Raw genomic sequence first — 15,934 nt, forward strand, 5'->3', positions numbered from 1 at the left:
CTCTATCGGTGGTGGTATAACCGAACGAATCAGTGGCAATTCCCGCGCTCTGTTCGGAAAAATTTCTCAGGGTCATCGGGGCACAATCTCCCCATTCATGCTCTAGGAGCCGGTTCTCCCTGATAAATGTCCGTTAATCTCTTGGCAACTCCTCTCCTTATAAAAGTAAGTTCATAAAAGATAAGTTCTTTCCCCTTCCCCGAAACAGAAGCAGCTTCGGGGTTAAGTTTACTGTATAAGACAAAGTATAAGTGTCTTTCCACTCATGCTAAGGGGCAAGGAATAAAGGCATACAAAAAAATGAGCAAAAACCAAAAAGAGTTTTTCGTCAAAAAAACTGATGCAAAAAATGCATTAGGAGCTGACAGAAGAACATCTTTTACCCATCTGTTGATAGAGAAAATTTTACATCTCCAGGCTGATGAAAAGTGTAGAAAAAAACAGAAAGATAAGCAAAGTGCATAAATAAAAAATTGATTCTGTATTTGTGCTGACGGAAGTTATTGAATACTTCTAGGAGGAAAAAAATGACCCTCGACCAAAACAAGCGAGCTGTCGGCGTATTTTCTACACCTGAACAGGCGGAATATGCGCTCAACGAGCTTAGGGACTCTGGTTTTGCCATGAACACAGTTTCTGTGGTGGCACGGGATAGCACTCGGCAAGATGAGGTAGCTGGTGTTGAAGTCAACCCTTACGGAGGTGGCAATGAAGCCGGTGGGGGTGCAGCGGCGGGTGCCTTAGCAGGCGGTGCGGTCGGCGGTTTAGTTGGCGTCCTAGGAGCCTTAAGTGCGTTGGCAGTTCCGGGATTTGGTCCGGTTATCGCAGGAGGTGCGATCGCTTCTATTCTGGGAGATGCTTTAATCGGGGGTGCGGTTGGCGCTGCGACAGGTGGCATTGTCGGCACACTGATGGGTTTAGGAATTCCTGAAGAACAAGCCAAAGTTTACAACCACCGAGTCTCCCAAGGAGATTATTTAGTAATTGTCGAGGGTACGCAAGACGAAATTAATCGTGCTGAATCGATTTTGAACCGGCAAGGTATTCAGCATTGGGGTGTCTACGATGTGACGGGGGTTTCGGCGGTTCCTGACAATTATGGCGCTTCTTCCTCAACCCCCTTCGATCCGATCAGCAGCACGTATCCTTCCCCGTTAGGACTCGATCCCCTGGCGACGGGTTATTCCTCTTCGTTAGGAATGAATCCGCTGGGTGCCGCCTCTCCCGTCACCTATGTTCCTACAGAAGATAATGTCAATGACAGCGATTTCAGCCGACACAAGCGAGCCGTTGGTGCCTTTGTCAGCCGTCGGGATACGGAAGATGCGCTTCACGAGCTGAGTAATTCTGGCTTTCCGATGAGTAAAGTTTCCGTCGTTGCCAGAGATGCAGACCCCCAGGATCAAATCGCTGGCGTTGAAATGAGCGATCGCGTTGATGACAATAACGTTGATGAAAGCGCAACCACAGGGGCGATCGCAGGGGGTGCTTTAGGCGGTCTGACTGGCTTATTACTCGGTTTGGGTGTATTGGCGATTCCCGGAGTTGGCCCGATTTTGTTGGCTGGTGCTACCGCAACTGCGATCGCAACCACCCTGGCGGGGAGTGGAATCGGCGCAGCCGCAGGTGGCTTGATTGGCGCACTGCTGGGTTTAGGAATTCCTGAAGATCGAGCGCAAGTTTATAACAATCTTGTGGCTCGCGGTGATTATCTGGTTATGGTAGATGGCACCGAAGACGATATCGAACGTGCCGAATCAGTTCTGAGCAATCGCGGCATTCAAGAGTGGGCTATCTACGATGTACCGCCTTCTACAACTTCGAGAAGCGATTCCACTAACCGCATCGTCGAACCTCAGGAGAATCTGACGGCTGTGAATGAGATTAAGTCTCAGGATAACGTGACCCAAGTAAGCGATCGCGTTACCATCGTTGACCATCGGCAATAGTTTTTCCAGAATTTCGCGCAAAGGCGCAAAGTTTTTCTTAGCGTCTTAGCGCCTTTGCGCGAGATAATCAAAAGTAATTCTCATTTAACGCCTCCACCAATCGTTGAAGATGGGCAGCTTCATGGGTTGCCATTACCGAGAGCCGAATTCGACTCGTAGGCACCGTGGGAGGACGAATCGCTGGGGCGAAAATGCCGGATGCTTTTAGTTGATGTCCCATTTTTAGCGCTGCTTCTGCACTTTCCAAGGGAAAGCAGAGAATGGGTGATTCAGAAGGCAGTAATTGTAGTGGTAACTTCTGGGCAATCTGCTGTTTGAGAAAATTGACATTACGCCACAGACTAGCGAGGCGTTCCGGTTCTTTTTGGATGATGCGAAGGGCTTCTAATGCCGCAGCGGTATCCGCGGGGGAAAGAGCCGTTGTATAAATCCAACTAGGTGCCCGATTCCGCAAAAAGTCAATCACAGCCGAGTTGCCTGCGACATATCCACCCAAACTGCCTAAAGCTTTGCTGAGAGTGCCGATTTGAATCAACGGGACATTGCTACAGCCAAAATGTTCTACACACCCAGCACCCGTTGCTCCGAGTACCCCTGTGGCATGAGCTTCATCAACGAGCAGCATACAGCTAAATTCCTCCGCCAGCTCTAACAGTCCCGGTAAGGGGCACAAATCGCCATCCATACTGAAGACGCTATCTGTGAGAATCAGGCATCGACGGTATTTTTCCCGGTGTAAATTCAGTTGGGTTTTTAACTCCTCAACATTGCAGTGAGGGTATTCAATAACCATTGCACCGCTAAGAATCGCCCCATTTTTCAGACTGGAGTGATTGTACCCATCAGACACAATCAGATCGCGTTTTCCGACTAAAGCAGCGATCGCACCTAAGTTTGCCAGATATCCAGAGCTAAAAACTAAGGCATCTTCAGTTTGTTTGAGGGATGCGATCGCTTTTTCCAATTCCCGATGCAGTTCCCGATGTCCGCTGAGTAACCGAGAACCCGTGCTACCCGTGCCAAATGTCTGAGTAGCCGCTACTGCGGCTTGGATGAGGCGTTCATCCCCCGCGAGTCCCAAGTAGTCATTACTGGCAAAATTGATGACTTCACGCCCCTCCAGCAACACCGTCGCACCCGGACGACTAGCGATCGCTTGCACCGACCGATACCAATCTGCGCGGTGAATGGTGGCGAGGGATTGCTCTACCCAAGCGTAAGGATTCGTTGGCATTTCGATCGGTTATCGCACCTTTAACTCGCCTATATAGCAGTTCTCACTTTGTTGCAATATACTCGGAACCTCACCCCCAACCGCCTCTCCGCAAGCGGAGAGAGGGCAGTATTGAACCCTTTCCTGCTTGCGGGGAGGGGCAGGGGTGGGGTTAAACGGTACTGCGTCCAAACGAGAATTGCTATAAAAGAAAATACAGGAAAAGTGGCAATCATGCTTTCCACCTCCCAGAGACGCTACAGCACCCCTCTATATTTTCATTTTCTCCTTTCACATTCTCCTGGCACAACTCGCAAGCTAAGCTGTCAAATTAGACGCTTGAAAGCTGACGTCAGCACTTGATTCTGGCAAAGGTGGACGCAGGCAAAGATAAGCAAGTGGTCCAAATAAAGGTACTAGCGCCACCGCCCAGAAAATTCGAGCCTCCTTTATGCCCCGACGAGCCATATCATCGCCAAACAGTGACGTTAATGGAAACACCAGGCACATGAGACAAAAATCCAAACTGATGAGGTGAACGAATTCCCTGGTTTTAAACTGTTGAATATAATCTCCCCAATCTCCAGCAAATATTGCGTAGGCAAGTAAGCCAATCGTTGTTAACAGTAGGAAAATTCCTGTCCAACGGGAATCTAGAATTTTTAGTAATTTATCCTTCGGTCCAGAAAATTCTTGATTTGATTTTCGGAAAATTAAATAGGGGATCAAACAAATCACACCCGTTCCATTTGCCCCAATGAAATAAGGCCATGAGCGAAACGGTTGCGTTGTGCCATCCGCAAACATCAGACAAGCATAAATCATAGGCCAAACGCCCATGAGCCAGAAGATAGCCACAAGAATTGCATTCACATCTGCCAACTGGAATGTTAACAACTTCCAAACCAGCGAAAACGTCTCTGGTTGAGCAAGTGGATCTAACCATACGGTATAGACAAGAAATGTAATCCATATCAAGAACAAGGCAATTTTTCTGCCCATAATCTTGACCCATAACTTTATACATCAATTATTTAACTTTAAAAGTCCGATAACAGCACTTACCTCCGTCTTAAGTCACACCAACTTGCATTCAAAAGAAAGCCACAGCCTCTCCTTTCTTTCCTCCGCGTCCTCTGCGACCTCCGCGGTTTGTTCTCTCCTAAAAACCTCGAAAATTGTTCACACTCGTGTAGTGTTCGCAACAGACTCTGGTGCTGAACCAGCACCAGAGTCTGGTAAAGGTGGACGAATACAGAGATAGGCAAGGGGTCCCAGTAGAGGAACCAGCGATACTGCCCAAAAAACTGGGGGAATATTGAACCCTCGACGCGCCATATCATCGCCGAGAACGCTCGGAAACAACAGACAGAACAGGCAAAAAGCCAAACTCATGCCATTGACAAAGCGATCGCTTTGGAATTGTTGAATAAACCCTGCCCAATCACCCGCAAGCAAGCCAAATGCTAGCAAGAAAAGCGTGCTGAAATTGAGGATAATACCCGTCCAGCGAGAATCAAAAACTTTCAGCAAGGTATCCTTTTGCCCGGAAAACTCTTGATTCGGTTCCCTCAATGCTAAATAAGGTATTAGGCTAATCACTCCCGTTCCCGCTGAACCCAAAGCAAAAGGCCAGAAACGAATCTTTTGCATCCTCCCATCGACGAACAAAAGACAGCTATAGATGAGTATCCAGATGCCAATCAGGGAAAATATAGAAAGGATAATTGGGTTGACCTGGGTCCACTGACCCGTCAATATATTTTTAATGAGCCTCAGTGTGTCTGGCGTAATTGGCGGTGCCAGCAGCAAAACATAGGAGATAAATCCAGCCCATAATAACCAAAGTGCTGTTTTTCTAGCCATATTTCCATCAAATTTTAATTTCTAGATTGTGCGGGTTGCCGTTCCGTGGAGAAAGCTTCGGCATTAGTTTCTGGTAAGGGAGGACGCAGGCAAAGATAAGCTAAAGCGCCAAACAAAGGAATCAGCACTACTATCCAAAAAAGTGTAGAATTCTTGATTCCCCGACGCGCCATATCATCTCCCAGAAGTGCGGGAAATATTAACCACAGCAGGCAGAAATCCAAACTCATGACATGAACGAAGCGATTTGTCTGGAACTGCTGAATATAATCTGCCCAATTCCCGCCCAATAAGCCATATACAACCAAACTCCCAGCGCCGAATGTTAGTAAAAAACCAAGCCACCGGGAATCGAGTATTTTCAGAAATAAATTCTTTTCTCCGTGAAATTCCTGGTTGGGTTCTCGCAGTGCTAAATAAGGCAACAAAGCAAATGCTCCGACTCCAAAAGAGAACGCCGAAAAAGGCCAAGCTGCTACCTTTTGCTGTTTGCCATCAATGAGCATCAGACAGGCGTAAATCATCGGTACGATGCCCAGAAGATTGAATAGCGTGACGACTAGGGGGTTAATCCCTGTCCATTGACCTGTGGAGAGATTTTTGATAAGTTCAAATGTGCCTGGTTGTTCAGGAGGTGCTAACAGAAAGGCATAGGTAATAAATGCTGCCCAAAGCAACCAAAAGCCAATTTTTCTAGCCATATCAGTGAAGAATGAAAAGCAAAAATTAGAGCTAATCGCAATTAGCCATGTTTATCGTTCGTGGTTCGTGGTGGGCTACCCAATCGCTAATCGCTAATCGCGATTAGCGATTTTCTAAATTAAGCAGGTTGCGTAAGAGCATCCGAGAGATAATCGGCGGCGGCTTCAACGAGTGCGATCGCATTTTCGTACACCATCCGCGTTGGCCCCAAAACACCCACACTTCCCACGGGTACTGAACCCTGCTGGTAAGTTGCAGAAATCAGCGTACAGGTACGCATCGGTTCTAAAGGATTTTCCGAACCAATCCGCACCGTCACCCGCGAACCAGAAGTGACATCTGAGATAGCCGTGACATCTGGTCTAGGCCATTCAAAGATTAAAGGCCACAGCTGGTCTTGTTCCTCTTCCAATAGATGTATAAGCGTCTGCACTTGCTGTAACTCGGAAAATTCTGGCTGACGCAATACTTCAGCGACGCCACGAACCATAATTTGAGTTGTGGCAGGTTGGGAAGTGCGACGGATCAAGTCGGAAAGCAGATTTCGCAAGGAATCGACATATCGTTGAAATTCTCGGTCTAGTTCGCTCCAGTCTAAAGTTGCCAATTCACTGAGCGATCGCCCCCGCAAGTGGCTATTCAGAAAATTCGATAAAATTTGCAACTCCCGATCTACAATTTCTGCGTCCGGTTGCTCATCCTCCGATTCTGAGAGCGGTAACTCCATTAAGACGCTAGTCGTCTCATAAGAATCCGTCACCACAATCAGCATCACCCTTCCCGGATCGAGCTGCACCAGTTGCAAATGCCGCAAACGATTAGTTCGAGTCTGCGGCATCGTGATCAGGGTAATATAACCGCTGAGCGTTGCCAGAATTTGCGCTGCACCCCGCAACACAGTCTCGAAACTCTGATGTTCCAAGTTCAAACGGTTTGTGAATAACTGCTCTACCTGACGCCCCAAGGCTTCAGAAGGCTTAATTAATTGATCGACATAAATTCGATAGCCAGAGTCAGAGGGAACCCGTCCAGCCGAGGTATGGGGTTGATAGAGCAACCCCGCTTTCTCTAAGACGCCCATTGCATTGCGAATCGTCGCTGGACTGACGCACAGATTATACTCGTCTACCAAAGCTTTTGAGCCGACTGGCTCAGCCGTCGCAATATAGTGACGGACAGTTGCCCAGAGAATACGTTGTTGACGGTCAGTCAGACTTACTTGCCTAGCCATTTAAACGAAAGCCGAATTGGATAGGGTTTTAAAAACAATTGGAAATTCCTGGACTTCTGATGATGAATTTCTCAGTAAGTCCGGCGCTCTTGTCAAGCAAGCAGCCGATTAAATATAGGATAGGTTAAAACAGAATAGCAGATGCTGCCTTCTGCCTGCCGGTTCGCCACACCCAGCCAGTAGAAGCATAACAGCCGCCGAACTCCAACCTTAGACATACCATGACGATCGATCGCAGAGTTAGGACATTATCGCTACCCGTAACTCTAGAGTCCACAGTCTCTATCAGGATTGTCTGTAGTCTACTCGACTGCATCGAAGTTTGTCAGCCAAAACCTCTAAATACTTATTTCGCTAGTAAAAATTAAAACAATATCGTGAACCGTATTTAATTAAAAAATCTAGCCCCAGCCTTTTTCCTTAGTAGGGAAGAAAGAGAATTCTTGTCCTCTTGTTGCAGGAAAGGGGTTGGGGAAGAGGTTCCAGCTTCAAGATAGTTTTGTACTGGGATCGTTAGTATTGGGAAATTGTCGGATCGACTCGGATTGAGTAGGCATCGATGCCACCAGCAATATTTTTGACATTGGTGAAGCCTTGCATTTGTAGCCACTGGCACATCTGCGCCGACCGGATGCCATGATGACAGAGAACCAGCGTCTCGGCGTGCGGATCGAACTGGGTATGGATTTGGTCAGCCCAGTCGGCAAATTCCGACAAGGGGAGGTTTTCAAAACCCTCAATGCTGGCGATCGCAACTTCCTGTGGTTCTCGCACATCCACCAATTGCAGACTCTCAGGGGAATCGGCAAGACGGCTGGCAAGTTCTTCTACGCTAATCTGGGGAATATCTTGGCGAAAAGATTGAGCAGACATGAGGTTGTGCAACGCTGGAGATTAACTAAGATTTTAATAGTTGGCAGTCCGATGAGCTGAAATAATAGGTTCTGGCATCGGGATTAGTGTTCTTAGCTGAATCGCGCTCACCCAAGGTCTACATTTCACCATGAAGCGACGCTCGTTTTTCTACGTTCTGGCAGCTGGCGTTTTAGTGCTGCTGTTAATTGGTGCCGGTGGCTTTTACTGGCTGAGGGCAAACAGTCCTCTCGCCCTTCTAGGGGGTGGGGAGGTGACGAACCCATCTGCCACCATATTTGTGCCGAAAAAGGCACCCGTAATGGTGTCATTGCTTGTGAATCCAGATCGGTTGGAAGGGTTGCGGCAGGCTGTAGCGCGTCCCGCGAACCGCAAGCGATCGCGTGCAGAACTCAACCAATTTAAACAAAGCTTACTCGCGAACACGGATCTGGATTATCGCCGAGATATCCAACCCTGGCTGGGGGATGAAATCACGCTGGCTCTCACCAGCTTAGATTTCGATCGCACCCGTGACAATGGAGAGCAGCGCGGGCTGCTACTGGCTGTCACCACCAAAAATCCGCAACGCAGCCGCGAGTTTGTGGATTTGTTCTGGCAGAAGCAAGCAAATGTTGAGACAGATTTAGTCTTTGAGACTTATAAAGGTGTCAAGCTGATTTATAAGAATCAGGATTCAGTCGTCAAAACTCAAGACGCGGTCAATAAAGGCTTTTACAACCGCGATAGATCGGCATTGCCAAAAGACGCAATAAACCGCGCCTCAGCTCAAAACTCGGTTGCTACCGCAGTTGTTGGCGATCGCTTTGTGTTGTTTGCCAATAATCCTAGGGTGCTGAAAGAAGCCATTAATAATGTGCAAGCGCCCAATCTCAGCCTCAGCGATTCAACTTCTTATCAGCGGGCAATCGAAAGCATCTCTCAGCCGAAAATTGGTCTGACTTATGTAAATCTACCCGCGCTGGCGAAGTTGCTGGGGAACAATTCACAGATGGAAATTGACCCAACCTATGAGAGTTTAGCGATCGCCATCTCTCCAAAAACTCAAGGATTGCTGGCAGAAACCGCTTTATTAGCGGCTACCGGACAGGAAATCCCCCCGACAACTCCCAGCCTATCTCAACCAGTCGGAGCGTTGCAGTATCTACCAGAGAAAATAGCGATCGCAGCTTCTGGTAGTAACTTAGAGCAACTGTGGACTCAACTCACTTCTGGATTAGATAGCGATGATAGCCTTGCTCAACTCATCAATCAACCCATCGCGAATCTCCAAGCGCGTTGGGGCATTGATCTAAAGCAAGATATCTTTAGTTGGGTGCAAGGCGAGTACGCTTTAGGAATGCTACCTCGTCCCGACCGCAAAGATTCAGATTGGATTTTTGTCGCCGAGAAATCAGAAACGACAAAAGCAGAAGCGGCAATCGATCGTCTAGACGCTTCTGCCAAACAGCAAGGGTTGAGCGTTAGCTCATTTACCCTGGAGAATCAACCGATCTCTGCCTGGACAAAACTCACAACCACCGCCGAGAAGAATCAGGGTGACGACCAAGATCCCGTCAAGCTAGAAGCACAGGTGAAAGGAGTTCATGCCAGTGTCGGCAAGTACGAGATTTTCACCACTTCGATTGAAGCAATGAATCAAGCGATTAAGGCTCCTGATAATTCTCTCGTCAAGAGCGATCGCTTCCAGGCAAATATCACCTCTTTACCGCAGCCGAATAACGGCTATTTGTATCTAGATTGGGCATCTAGTCAGGCGTTCTTAGAGCGTCAGCTGCCAATTGTCAGAGTAGTGGAACTGGTGGCAGAACCGTTATTTAACGAGCTAAATTCGCTTGCCTTTAGCAGCTACGGCAGCGATGACGGGGTTCGCCGTAGTAAAGTCTTCCTCCGTCTAGGTGCTAAGGCTGAGGAATGATTCGCACATCCGAGTTGGGGAAGGGAATTGGTAATCAGTAATCGCTAAAAACTTCCCACCTCCCCGCTGCTAAGTCATATTTTGATTGCTTGATTCCCATAATTTCCCGGAACCCCAAGAGATAGCTCTTTTGGGGTTCTCCTTTCTTTGAGCTACTGTGTATACACAAGTCTTGTTGAACTGCCAGTTCCGTTTTGCTCCCCAAGCCTTGTTTGTATTCAGTAAAACAGTTACAACGAACCTAAACGCAACTGAATTGAAACCGAAAAAATGTCCAACCTCTGCTGCCTAGTTGCCGATATCGCCCACGAAATTAACGACTCTGTGAATTTTATTTATGGCAACCTGGTTTAGACCAATAATTATATCCGAGACCTTCTTGAAATCTGACGCCTCTATAAACTAAGAGGTAGATAGAATTCGGTAAATTGTCTTGAATTTGTGAAATTTCTCATGGTTAGATGAAGCTGAGATGAAGCTGGTTGAGATTCACGAAGGCCTTTAAGTGACGCTAATTTTTCCAATCCGTATAAAAATGCACTAAATTTGGTACCGCTTTGGTTCATAGTTTTTCAATACTAGCCAAGCAATAATTCGGAGGAACTCAAAGCCGCATCTTTAAATTACAAGTAAACTGGAACTTAGTCATAGATTTACGTGACTATACAGTAGATTCGCGGTTTTTTTGCTTTTCACTTCAAAAAAATCTAACAAGTACCATGACAAAAAAAACTGCTAATGGTATAATTCCGCAATCTTTAGGGTTATTTGAATTATTGCCGGTACTTGTCTTGGCTAATTATTTACATTTAAACGAAATTAATACAGTGCGGGAAATTAACGCAGCGGTGGTTAATATCAGTGGTCGTCAGCGGATGTTATCTCAACGCACGGCACTGTTCGCCTTAAGACTGGTCTGTACAAAAGATATTGCCGAGCAAGAGAAATTGCGCTCTACTTTGCAAGCTGACCTGGATTTGATGGAACGGTCGCATAGTGGTTTAATCGAGGGCAATCCGGAGATGAAACTACCAGGTCAACCATCACCCGTTGTTTGGTCAATGTACTTTAAGCCACCGCTAAATTTAGACCAGCAGATACGCCAATATATCGCGCAAGCAAGAGCGATCGCCCAAGCAACCCCTGAAGAACTAACCTCAGACAATCCGCATCTACGTTACATTCTTACAGAGTCTTCTACCAACCTGCTTGAGGCTCTAGATGCAGTGGTGAGCCAATATCAACAAGAAAGTGATATTGAACAACTCGCCCTTAATATTCATCAAGCGGAACTCTACGAGCAAAGTTGTGCCACCGCTGCCCAAGCTGTTGCTCAATCAAAGCATTTAGAGCAAGCTTTGCACGACCTGCAACAAATCCAATCCCAACTCGTTGAAAAAGAAAAAATGTCCAATTTGGGATGTTTGGTAGCAGGGGTGGCTCACGAAATCAACAACCCTGTTAGCTTTATCTATGGGAACCTAAATTATGCAGTTGACTATGTGCAAAATTTGCTCGATTTAGTGACACTTTACGAGCAAGAGTGTCCCAATCCTAGTTGCTTAATGCAAGAAAAAATTGCAGAAATCGACATAGATTTTCTCAGGGAAGACTTGCCTAAAGTGATGTCTTCAATGGAAATAGGGGCAAAGCGCATTCATCAGATTGTGCTATCGTTGCGGAATTTTTCTCGCAATGATGAACAGGTTATGCAGCAGGTGAACCTACACGAAGGGATTGACAATACCCTGCTGATTTTGCAAAACCGACTAAAAGCACATGGCAACCAGGCAGAAATTGAAGTGATTAAAGAGTATGCTGATTTACCTTTGGTGGAATGTTACCCAGGGCAAATGAGCCAGGTATTTATGAATTTACTCGGAAATGCGATTGATGAGCTAGAGCGTTACAGTAGCGAAGCCCCAAGTAAAGGTTCTATTTCGGGGGTTCGCAGTTCGGATGAATTACTTCATAAACCCAGTCAAATTTCGATTCGCACAGAACTTACGCCTTCCAATACGATTGTTGTGCGGATTGCTGATAACGGACAGGGAATGAATGAAGAGGTTAAAGCCCGATTATTTGAACCATTTTTTACCACCAAGCCTGTCGGTAAAGGCACTGGGCTAGGGTTATCCATCAGCTATCAGATTGTAGTAGAGAAGCACAAAGGTTCGCTTAATTGCGTATCGGTACCTGGACAAGGAACAGAATTTTGTATTGAGATTCCCGTGTGGCACACCCAGGAAGAATCAACATTTAACAGAAGAAATCAACTTTTGGCAAGTTAACAGCCGTGAGAGCGCACCATTTTTGTAAAAAGTGCGAATGGAATTCTCCAGAGATATTTAGCCAAGGAAAAAAGTTGTATTTTATTGATACAGCTTTTGTTGTTAATTGTTCATTCTCATGTCTAACTTACCGCCGCTGAATACCGAAACGATTTGGGCTATCCTGAACGATGAAATTGATGATGCCACAGTGAACCAACTAGTGTGGCAATGCTTGGGTTATCGCTACGACGCAGCGGCGAATCAATGGGACGCGAGCGAAGTTCCCCCAGAATGGCGAGATGAATATCCACAACCGCCTGATTTTATTGAGAACCGTCCACCAACGGTGAAGCTGACTCGCTCGATTCCGCCAGAGAACAAGCAGCTACTAAAAGAACAACTCGGCTTTAAAGGCTACAAATTGGGTGAATTTGGTCCCAGGCAGACTCGTCGGGCAACAGCGGCGAATTGGCTGTTGAGCTATATGCAAACCACCCGTTGAACTAAGTCATACTAAGCGGGACTCAAATCACCACTGCCCACGCCCTAAACTATAAACAAGTTATCGGGAGTGGATAAATCCCAGGATTGGCTGACTCCCGGCAACAAATTCATTGAATGGAGACTAATTCAGGTGGAGACAAACCAGAATGTGCCCGTTGAACACCAAAATGTACCTGAAGGGCATCGGGGGCTGCACGAATTTTTGTATAGCTCCGACGACGAACACGCTGCCCCTGAGATAGCGACTCCTGTCGATCTCGAAAACGATGGAACTGAAGTGCTACCGCTTCAGGATTGGTGCGATCGCGTCCAGAATGCGAAAATCGCTGGGGTGTACGCTGTGTTAGATACCCAATACCAGACGCAATATATCGGCTACTCGCGGAATGTACTGCTTTCCCTGAATGGTCATGTCGCTCAAAATGGGAGAGAAACTTGCGCGTTTGTGCGGGTGCAGGCGTTCAAGTTCCCGAAACGCACGGACATGGAAAATTTGCGAGAGGCGTGGATTTCCGAACTCGGCAGCGTTCCGCCTGGTAACGCTGAGGTCAGTGAGATGTGGGCTAGCACGGTGGGCGAAGTTGCAAAAGCAGCCATGTCGCCCGAAGAGCGCAACGCCTATGAGGAGAAAAAGCTCAAACTTCGCAAGGCGATGGCAGATAGCACGCTCACTAAGGATCTTGCAGATGCCGAGGAAAGTGATGCCAAGAGGCAGCAAAAGCTAGAAGCGGCAGTGAATAACGACGACTGGAGTGCTGTCATCGAGGGACAGACGCGGGAAACTCATTCGTAATCGTGAAAAAACACCCAAATGAGGACATTTGGGTGTGAAAAGGCAGGGATTCAATCAAAATTAAAAAGTCATCAGGTAAAAAATTAGGAATCGATAATTTTGACTACCCTTTCGATAGAACGTCTGCCATTAGGCAAGGTAATAATTAACTGATTCGTATTCAAATTTAGAGTATAAGTGTACCGACCGTTTTTGGCGACATAAACATTCCTCTTTGGAGAAGAAACAGGGAGAAGAATGCTACCTTTGCCATTCTTCGCACGACCCACGTAGAAGGTGCCTTTGCGAGTGTAACAAATCCCTACATAATGATTAGTTGTTTCGACAGAGAAACCTTCTGCGATGTCGTTGATGCAATCGTTAGAAGCAGCTATTTGGATTGGGCGATCGCTTGCACCGGAAGCACTTTTTGTGAGTTCTGCTGCTTGTACTGTTGGTGCTAAGAACAATAATGCTCCCGCGCTTGCTAAAGCGAGTTTCAATGCTTGTTTGCCATTCAATCCAAGTTTCACAGATGCCATTTCATTTTCTTCCTTTGACAGAGCGTAATCAAGTGAGTAATCGTTTTGTTTAAGGATTAGCTGAAAAAATGAATTTTCGTACTAGAACTAAAAGCTGAACACCCACTATTATGCCTGAAACAAAACTAACAACTAAATAGTGAGAGTTGCTGCTATAGTATTACTCCAAACTATTAATTAACTTTTCAATAGAACGTCTGCCATTTGGGAGCTTAATAACGAGCTGACTCTTACTCATGTCCACCGTATAAGTGTACGGACCGTTTTTAGCCGTAAATACATTACGGTTGTAAGAAGTAAGAGGAACAGTTATACCACCACGCCCATTCTTGGCATAACCGACATAAGTGTGGGGATTATCTCCGCCGCAAATATACACTAAGTAGTTTTTCGTTTCAGCAGCAACGAAAGTACTTTCATCCCTATGACAACCCACCTCTGTTTGAGCTAGTTCCATAGAGTGGGAAGTCGATAAAGTTTGAGATGCAGGTTGCTGAGAAGTGAAAGCAACCTTCTCGGCACTTTTTTCAGTTAGTTGTACAGCACCTACTGAAGGTGCTAAGAATAATAATGCTCCTGTGCCCGCTAAAGCTAATTTCAAAGCCTGTTTGCAATTGAATTCAGGTTTAGTAAATACCATGATTTGACCTTCTTTGTAAGATAATAACCGTAAGATTACGGTTGTTTTTTGGGGAACTATCTGTTTGTCGATAGTTTTATCTTCAGAAGGGCGCAAGGCATTTCCAGAAATCCCTGAAATCTTTTGCGAGTAAACTAGGCAGGAAGCAATAAATATTGATTTTTAGCCTTCGTATTCACTATCGATTTCAATGTCAAGGGTTTCTTCATCAAATCGGATGTAGAGAATATTTGGGCGACAGCAAACTTGGCAATCTTCAATATACGACTGCTGACCCCCAGCACTTAGGTCAACAAATGTAACGTTTGGTTCGCCGCAATAGGCACAAAAATACTCAGATGTTGATTGCATTTAATTTATTCCTCTAATCATCGTTATTGAGTCCATCGCAACACTCTTTCATTAACGATGGTTTGATTCCCTTGAATAATGCGTAGCTGGCTTTGGGTAAGAATATAACGGGTATTACCTTGAACAGCAACAAACTGACCACTACTGTTACTAGGAATCGTCACATTAATGCTGTTTTGGGTTCCATTTTTGGCACCCCCAACAAAGACTAAAGTACCCCCCTTAGCCGCACAAATATGGGCGAAATGATTTCTAGTTTCAGCAGCACGGTATAAAGAGGTATTCGGTGGGCAGCGGGTGTTCAGAAGTTGAGCAAGTTCAATCGAATTGGAAGTTGATAAGGGTTGAACCTGGAGAATTTCTGCTGTGTTTTGCAGGGAAAACTCAAAGCGATCGCTCTCGGCACTCTGTTCTCCAGCGTACACCGAAGAGGTCAGGAATAAAAATGCTCCTACGCCCGCCAAAGCTTGTTTTAACATCTGCTTATCCTTGGTTGCTTGCTCTATTCAATTTATAAAAAAAAATCCCCACCAGTACAGCGTCTGGTGGGGGAAAATCTGATAAATGGAACGATTATTTAATTCCCACTTGCATTCTGTAACTGGCGTTTCCTCTAGTCCCGCCAACAACGATCTTATAGTCCCCGCTTCTAGGCAATGTGCCGCTCCAGCTAGTTGCCTCTTGTGCAATAATTCGCCCATTCGGAGCTACGATATCAAAAACAGCGTTGTCTTCAAGAGAGGTAATGCCGATCGTCATTTTCTGGCGTACCTTGGCACCCAGCAGATAAATATCTCTCGTTCCTCGCACGACTGAGTATTCTACAACTGCTGAGCTTTTCCCTTTTGCAAATCGAACCCGCTGGGTGCGACCTTGCGGTTGAGCTGCCAAAACAGTTGGTTCAACTGCCGCAGCACCTGTGGAAGTTACGGTTTTGGCGATCGCTTCTACAGAGGGAATCAAGCACAAAAGCGCTCCTGCACCTACTAGAGTAGACCTCTTGCAAAAGTCGTCGCTGGGGTAATATGGGGTCTAAAATTAGGCGATTGCTAGCTGCCGGTCATAAGTTTTACTCATCTTACCTTTGACTGAGCCGAAGT

Annotated in this window: 18 protein-coding genes; 6 read left to right on the forward strand and 12 right to left on the reverse strand. The window is 46.3% G+C overall.

The features are described 5' to 3' along the window. Positions 1 to 300 precede the first annotated feature (300 nt). The gene (locus H6F52_RS01740; RefSeq protein WP_190531513.1) at positions 301 to 465 is read left to right on the forward strand and encodes a hypothetical protein; all 165 of its coding nucleotides are present in this window, start codon (positions 301 to 303) and stop codon (positions 463 to 465) included. 62 nt (positions 466 to 527) lie between these two features. Then, the gene (locus H6F52_RS01745) at positions 528 to 1,949 is read left to right on the forward strand and encodes a general stress protein (RefSeq protein ID WP_190531514.1); all 1,422 of its coding nucleotides are present in this window, start codon (positions 528 to 530) and stop codon (positions 1,947 to 1,949) included. A 67-nt stretch (positions 1,950 to 2,016) separates the two neighbouring features. On the opposite strand, the gene bioF is transcribed toward H6F52_RS01745, so the two are convergent. The 7 genes from bioF to H6F52_RS01780 form a co-directional block, all read right to left on the reverse strand. Beyond that, positions 2,017 to 3,183, reverse strand: a complete 1,167-nt coding sequence (gene bioF / locus H6F52_RS01750) for an 8-amino-7-oxononanoate synthase (protein ID WP_190531516.1) — start codon at positions 3,181 to 3,183, stop codon at positions 2,017 to 2,019. Between the two features lie 297 nt (positions 3,184 to 3,480). Then, positions 3,481 to 4,164 carry a DUF2834 domain-containing protein gene (locus tag H6F52_RS01755; RefSeq protein ID WP_190531519.1) on the reverse strand — a complete coding sequence of 228 codons (684 nt, stop codon included), beginning with the start codon at positions 4,162 to 4,164 and terminating at the stop codon, positions 3,481 to 3,483. A 180-nt stretch (positions 4,165 to 4,344) separates the two neighbouring features. Then, positions 4,345 to 5,028 carry a hypothetical protein gene (locus H6F52_RS01760; protein ID WP_190531521.1) on the reverse strand — a complete coding sequence of 228 codons (684 nt, stop codon included), beginning with the start codon at positions 5,026 to 5,028 and terminating at the stop codon, positions 4,345 to 4,347. Between the two features lie 14 nt (positions 5,029 to 5,042). Continuing rightward, positions 5,043 to 5,729 (reverse strand): DUF2834 domain-containing protein, encoded by a 687-nt coding sequence (locus tag H6F52_RS01765; protein WP_190525348.1) that lies wholly within the window; start codon positions 5,727 to 5,729, stop codon positions 5,043 to 5,045. A 119-nt stretch (positions 5,730 to 5,848) separates the two neighbouring features. After that, positions 5,849 to 6,961: a heat-inducible transcriptional repressor HrcA gene (hrcA, locus tag H6F52_RS01770; protein ID WP_190410381.1), complete on the reverse strand. Its 1,113-nt coding sequence runs from the start codon at positions 6,959 to 6,961 to the stop codon at positions 5,849 to 5,851. A gap of 124 nt (positions 6,962 to 7,085) precedes the next feature. Further along, positions 7,086 to 7,277, reverse strand: coding sequence for a hypothetical protein (locus H6F52_RS01775; protein WP_190531523.1), 192 nt, complete (start codon positions 7,275 to 7,277; stop codon positions 7,086 to 7,088). 197 nt (positions 7,278 to 7,474) lie between these two features. After that, positions 7,475 to 7,834: a rhodanese-like domain-containing protein gene (locus H6F52_RS01780; RefSeq protein ID WP_190531524.1), complete on the reverse strand. Its 360-nt coding sequence runs from the start codon at positions 7,832 to 7,834 to the stop codon at positions 7,475 to 7,477. A 130-nt stretch (positions 7,835 to 7,964) separates the two neighbouring features. On the opposite strand from H6F52_RS01780, the gene H6F52_RS01785 reads away from it, so the two are divergent. The 4 genes from H6F52_RS01785 (at position 7,965) to H6F52_RS01800 (ending at position 13,322) form a co-directional block, all read left to right on the forward strand. Next, positions 7,965 to 9,752, forward strand: coding sequence for a DUF3352 domain-containing protein (locus H6F52_RS01785; RefSeq protein WP_190531526.1), 1,788 nt, complete (start codon positions 7,965 to 7,967; stop codon positions 9,750 to 9,752). Positions 9,753 to 10,471: 719 nt separating this feature from the next. Further along, positions 10,472 to 12,043: an ATP-binding protein gene (locus H6F52_RS01790; protein ID WP_190531528.1), complete on the forward strand. Its 1,572-nt coding sequence runs from the start codon at positions 10,472 to 10,474 to the stop codon at positions 12,041 to 12,043. Between the two features lie 118 nt (positions 12,044 to 12,161). Further along, a complete protein-coding gene (locus H6F52_RS01795) occupies positions 12,162 to 12,527 on the forward strand; it encodes a DUF1823 family protein (protein WP_190410376.1) in 366 nt (121 codons plus the stop codon). Positions 12,528 to 12,659: 132 nt separating this feature from the next. Then, positions 12,660 to 13,322: a GIY-YIG nuclease family protein gene (locus H6F52_RS01800; protein WP_190531559.1), complete on the forward strand. Its 663-nt coding sequence runs from the start codon at positions 12,660 to 12,662 to the stop codon at positions 13,320 to 13,322. Between the two features lie 83 nt (positions 13,323 to 13,405). Here H6F52_RS01800 and H6F52_RS01805 read toward each other — a convergent pair whose 3' ends face one another. From H6F52_RS01805 to H6F52_RS01825, 5 genes are all read right to left on the reverse strand, one after another. Next, a complete protein-coding gene (locus H6F52_RS01805; protein WP_190531530.1) occupies positions 13,406 to 13,843 on the reverse strand; it encodes a hypothetical protein in 438 nt (145 codons plus the stop codon). 160 nt (positions 13,844 to 14,003) lie between these two features. Then, the gene (locus tag H6F52_RS01810; RefSeq protein ID WP_190531532.1) at positions 14,004 to 14,579 is read right to left on the reverse strand and encodes a hypothetical protein; all 576 of its coding nucleotides are present in this window, start codon (positions 14,577 to 14,579) and stop codon (positions 14,004 to 14,006) included. A 66-nt stretch (positions 14,580 to 14,645) separates the two neighbouring features. Beyond that, positions 14,646 to 14,834, reverse strand: a complete 189-nt coding sequence (locus tag H6F52_RS01815) for a CPXCG motif-containing cysteine-rich protein (protein WP_190410373.1) — start codon at positions 14,832 to 14,834, stop codon at positions 14,646 to 14,648. A gap of 23 nt (positions 14,835 to 14,857) precedes the next feature. Next, positions 14,858 to 15,313, reverse strand: a complete 456-nt coding sequence (locus H6F52_RS01820) for a hypothetical protein (protein WP_190531534.1) — start codon at positions 15,311 to 15,313, stop codon at positions 14,858 to 14,860. A gap of 94 nt (positions 15,314 to 15,407) precedes the next feature. After that, positions 15,408 to 15,797 carry a hypothetical protein gene (locus H6F52_RS01825; protein ID WP_190531536.1) on the reverse strand — a complete coding sequence of 130 codons (390 nt, stop codon included), beginning with the start codon at positions 15,795 to 15,797 and terminating at the stop codon, positions 15,408 to 15,410. Between the last annotated feature and the right edge of the window lie 137 nt (positions 15,798 to 15,934).

It is taken from the genome of Coleofasciculus sp. FACHB-542 (genome assembly GCF_014695825.1).
Taxonomy (GTDB): Bacteria; Cyanobacteriota; Cyanobacteriia; order Cyanobacteriales; family FACHB-T130; genus FACHB-T130.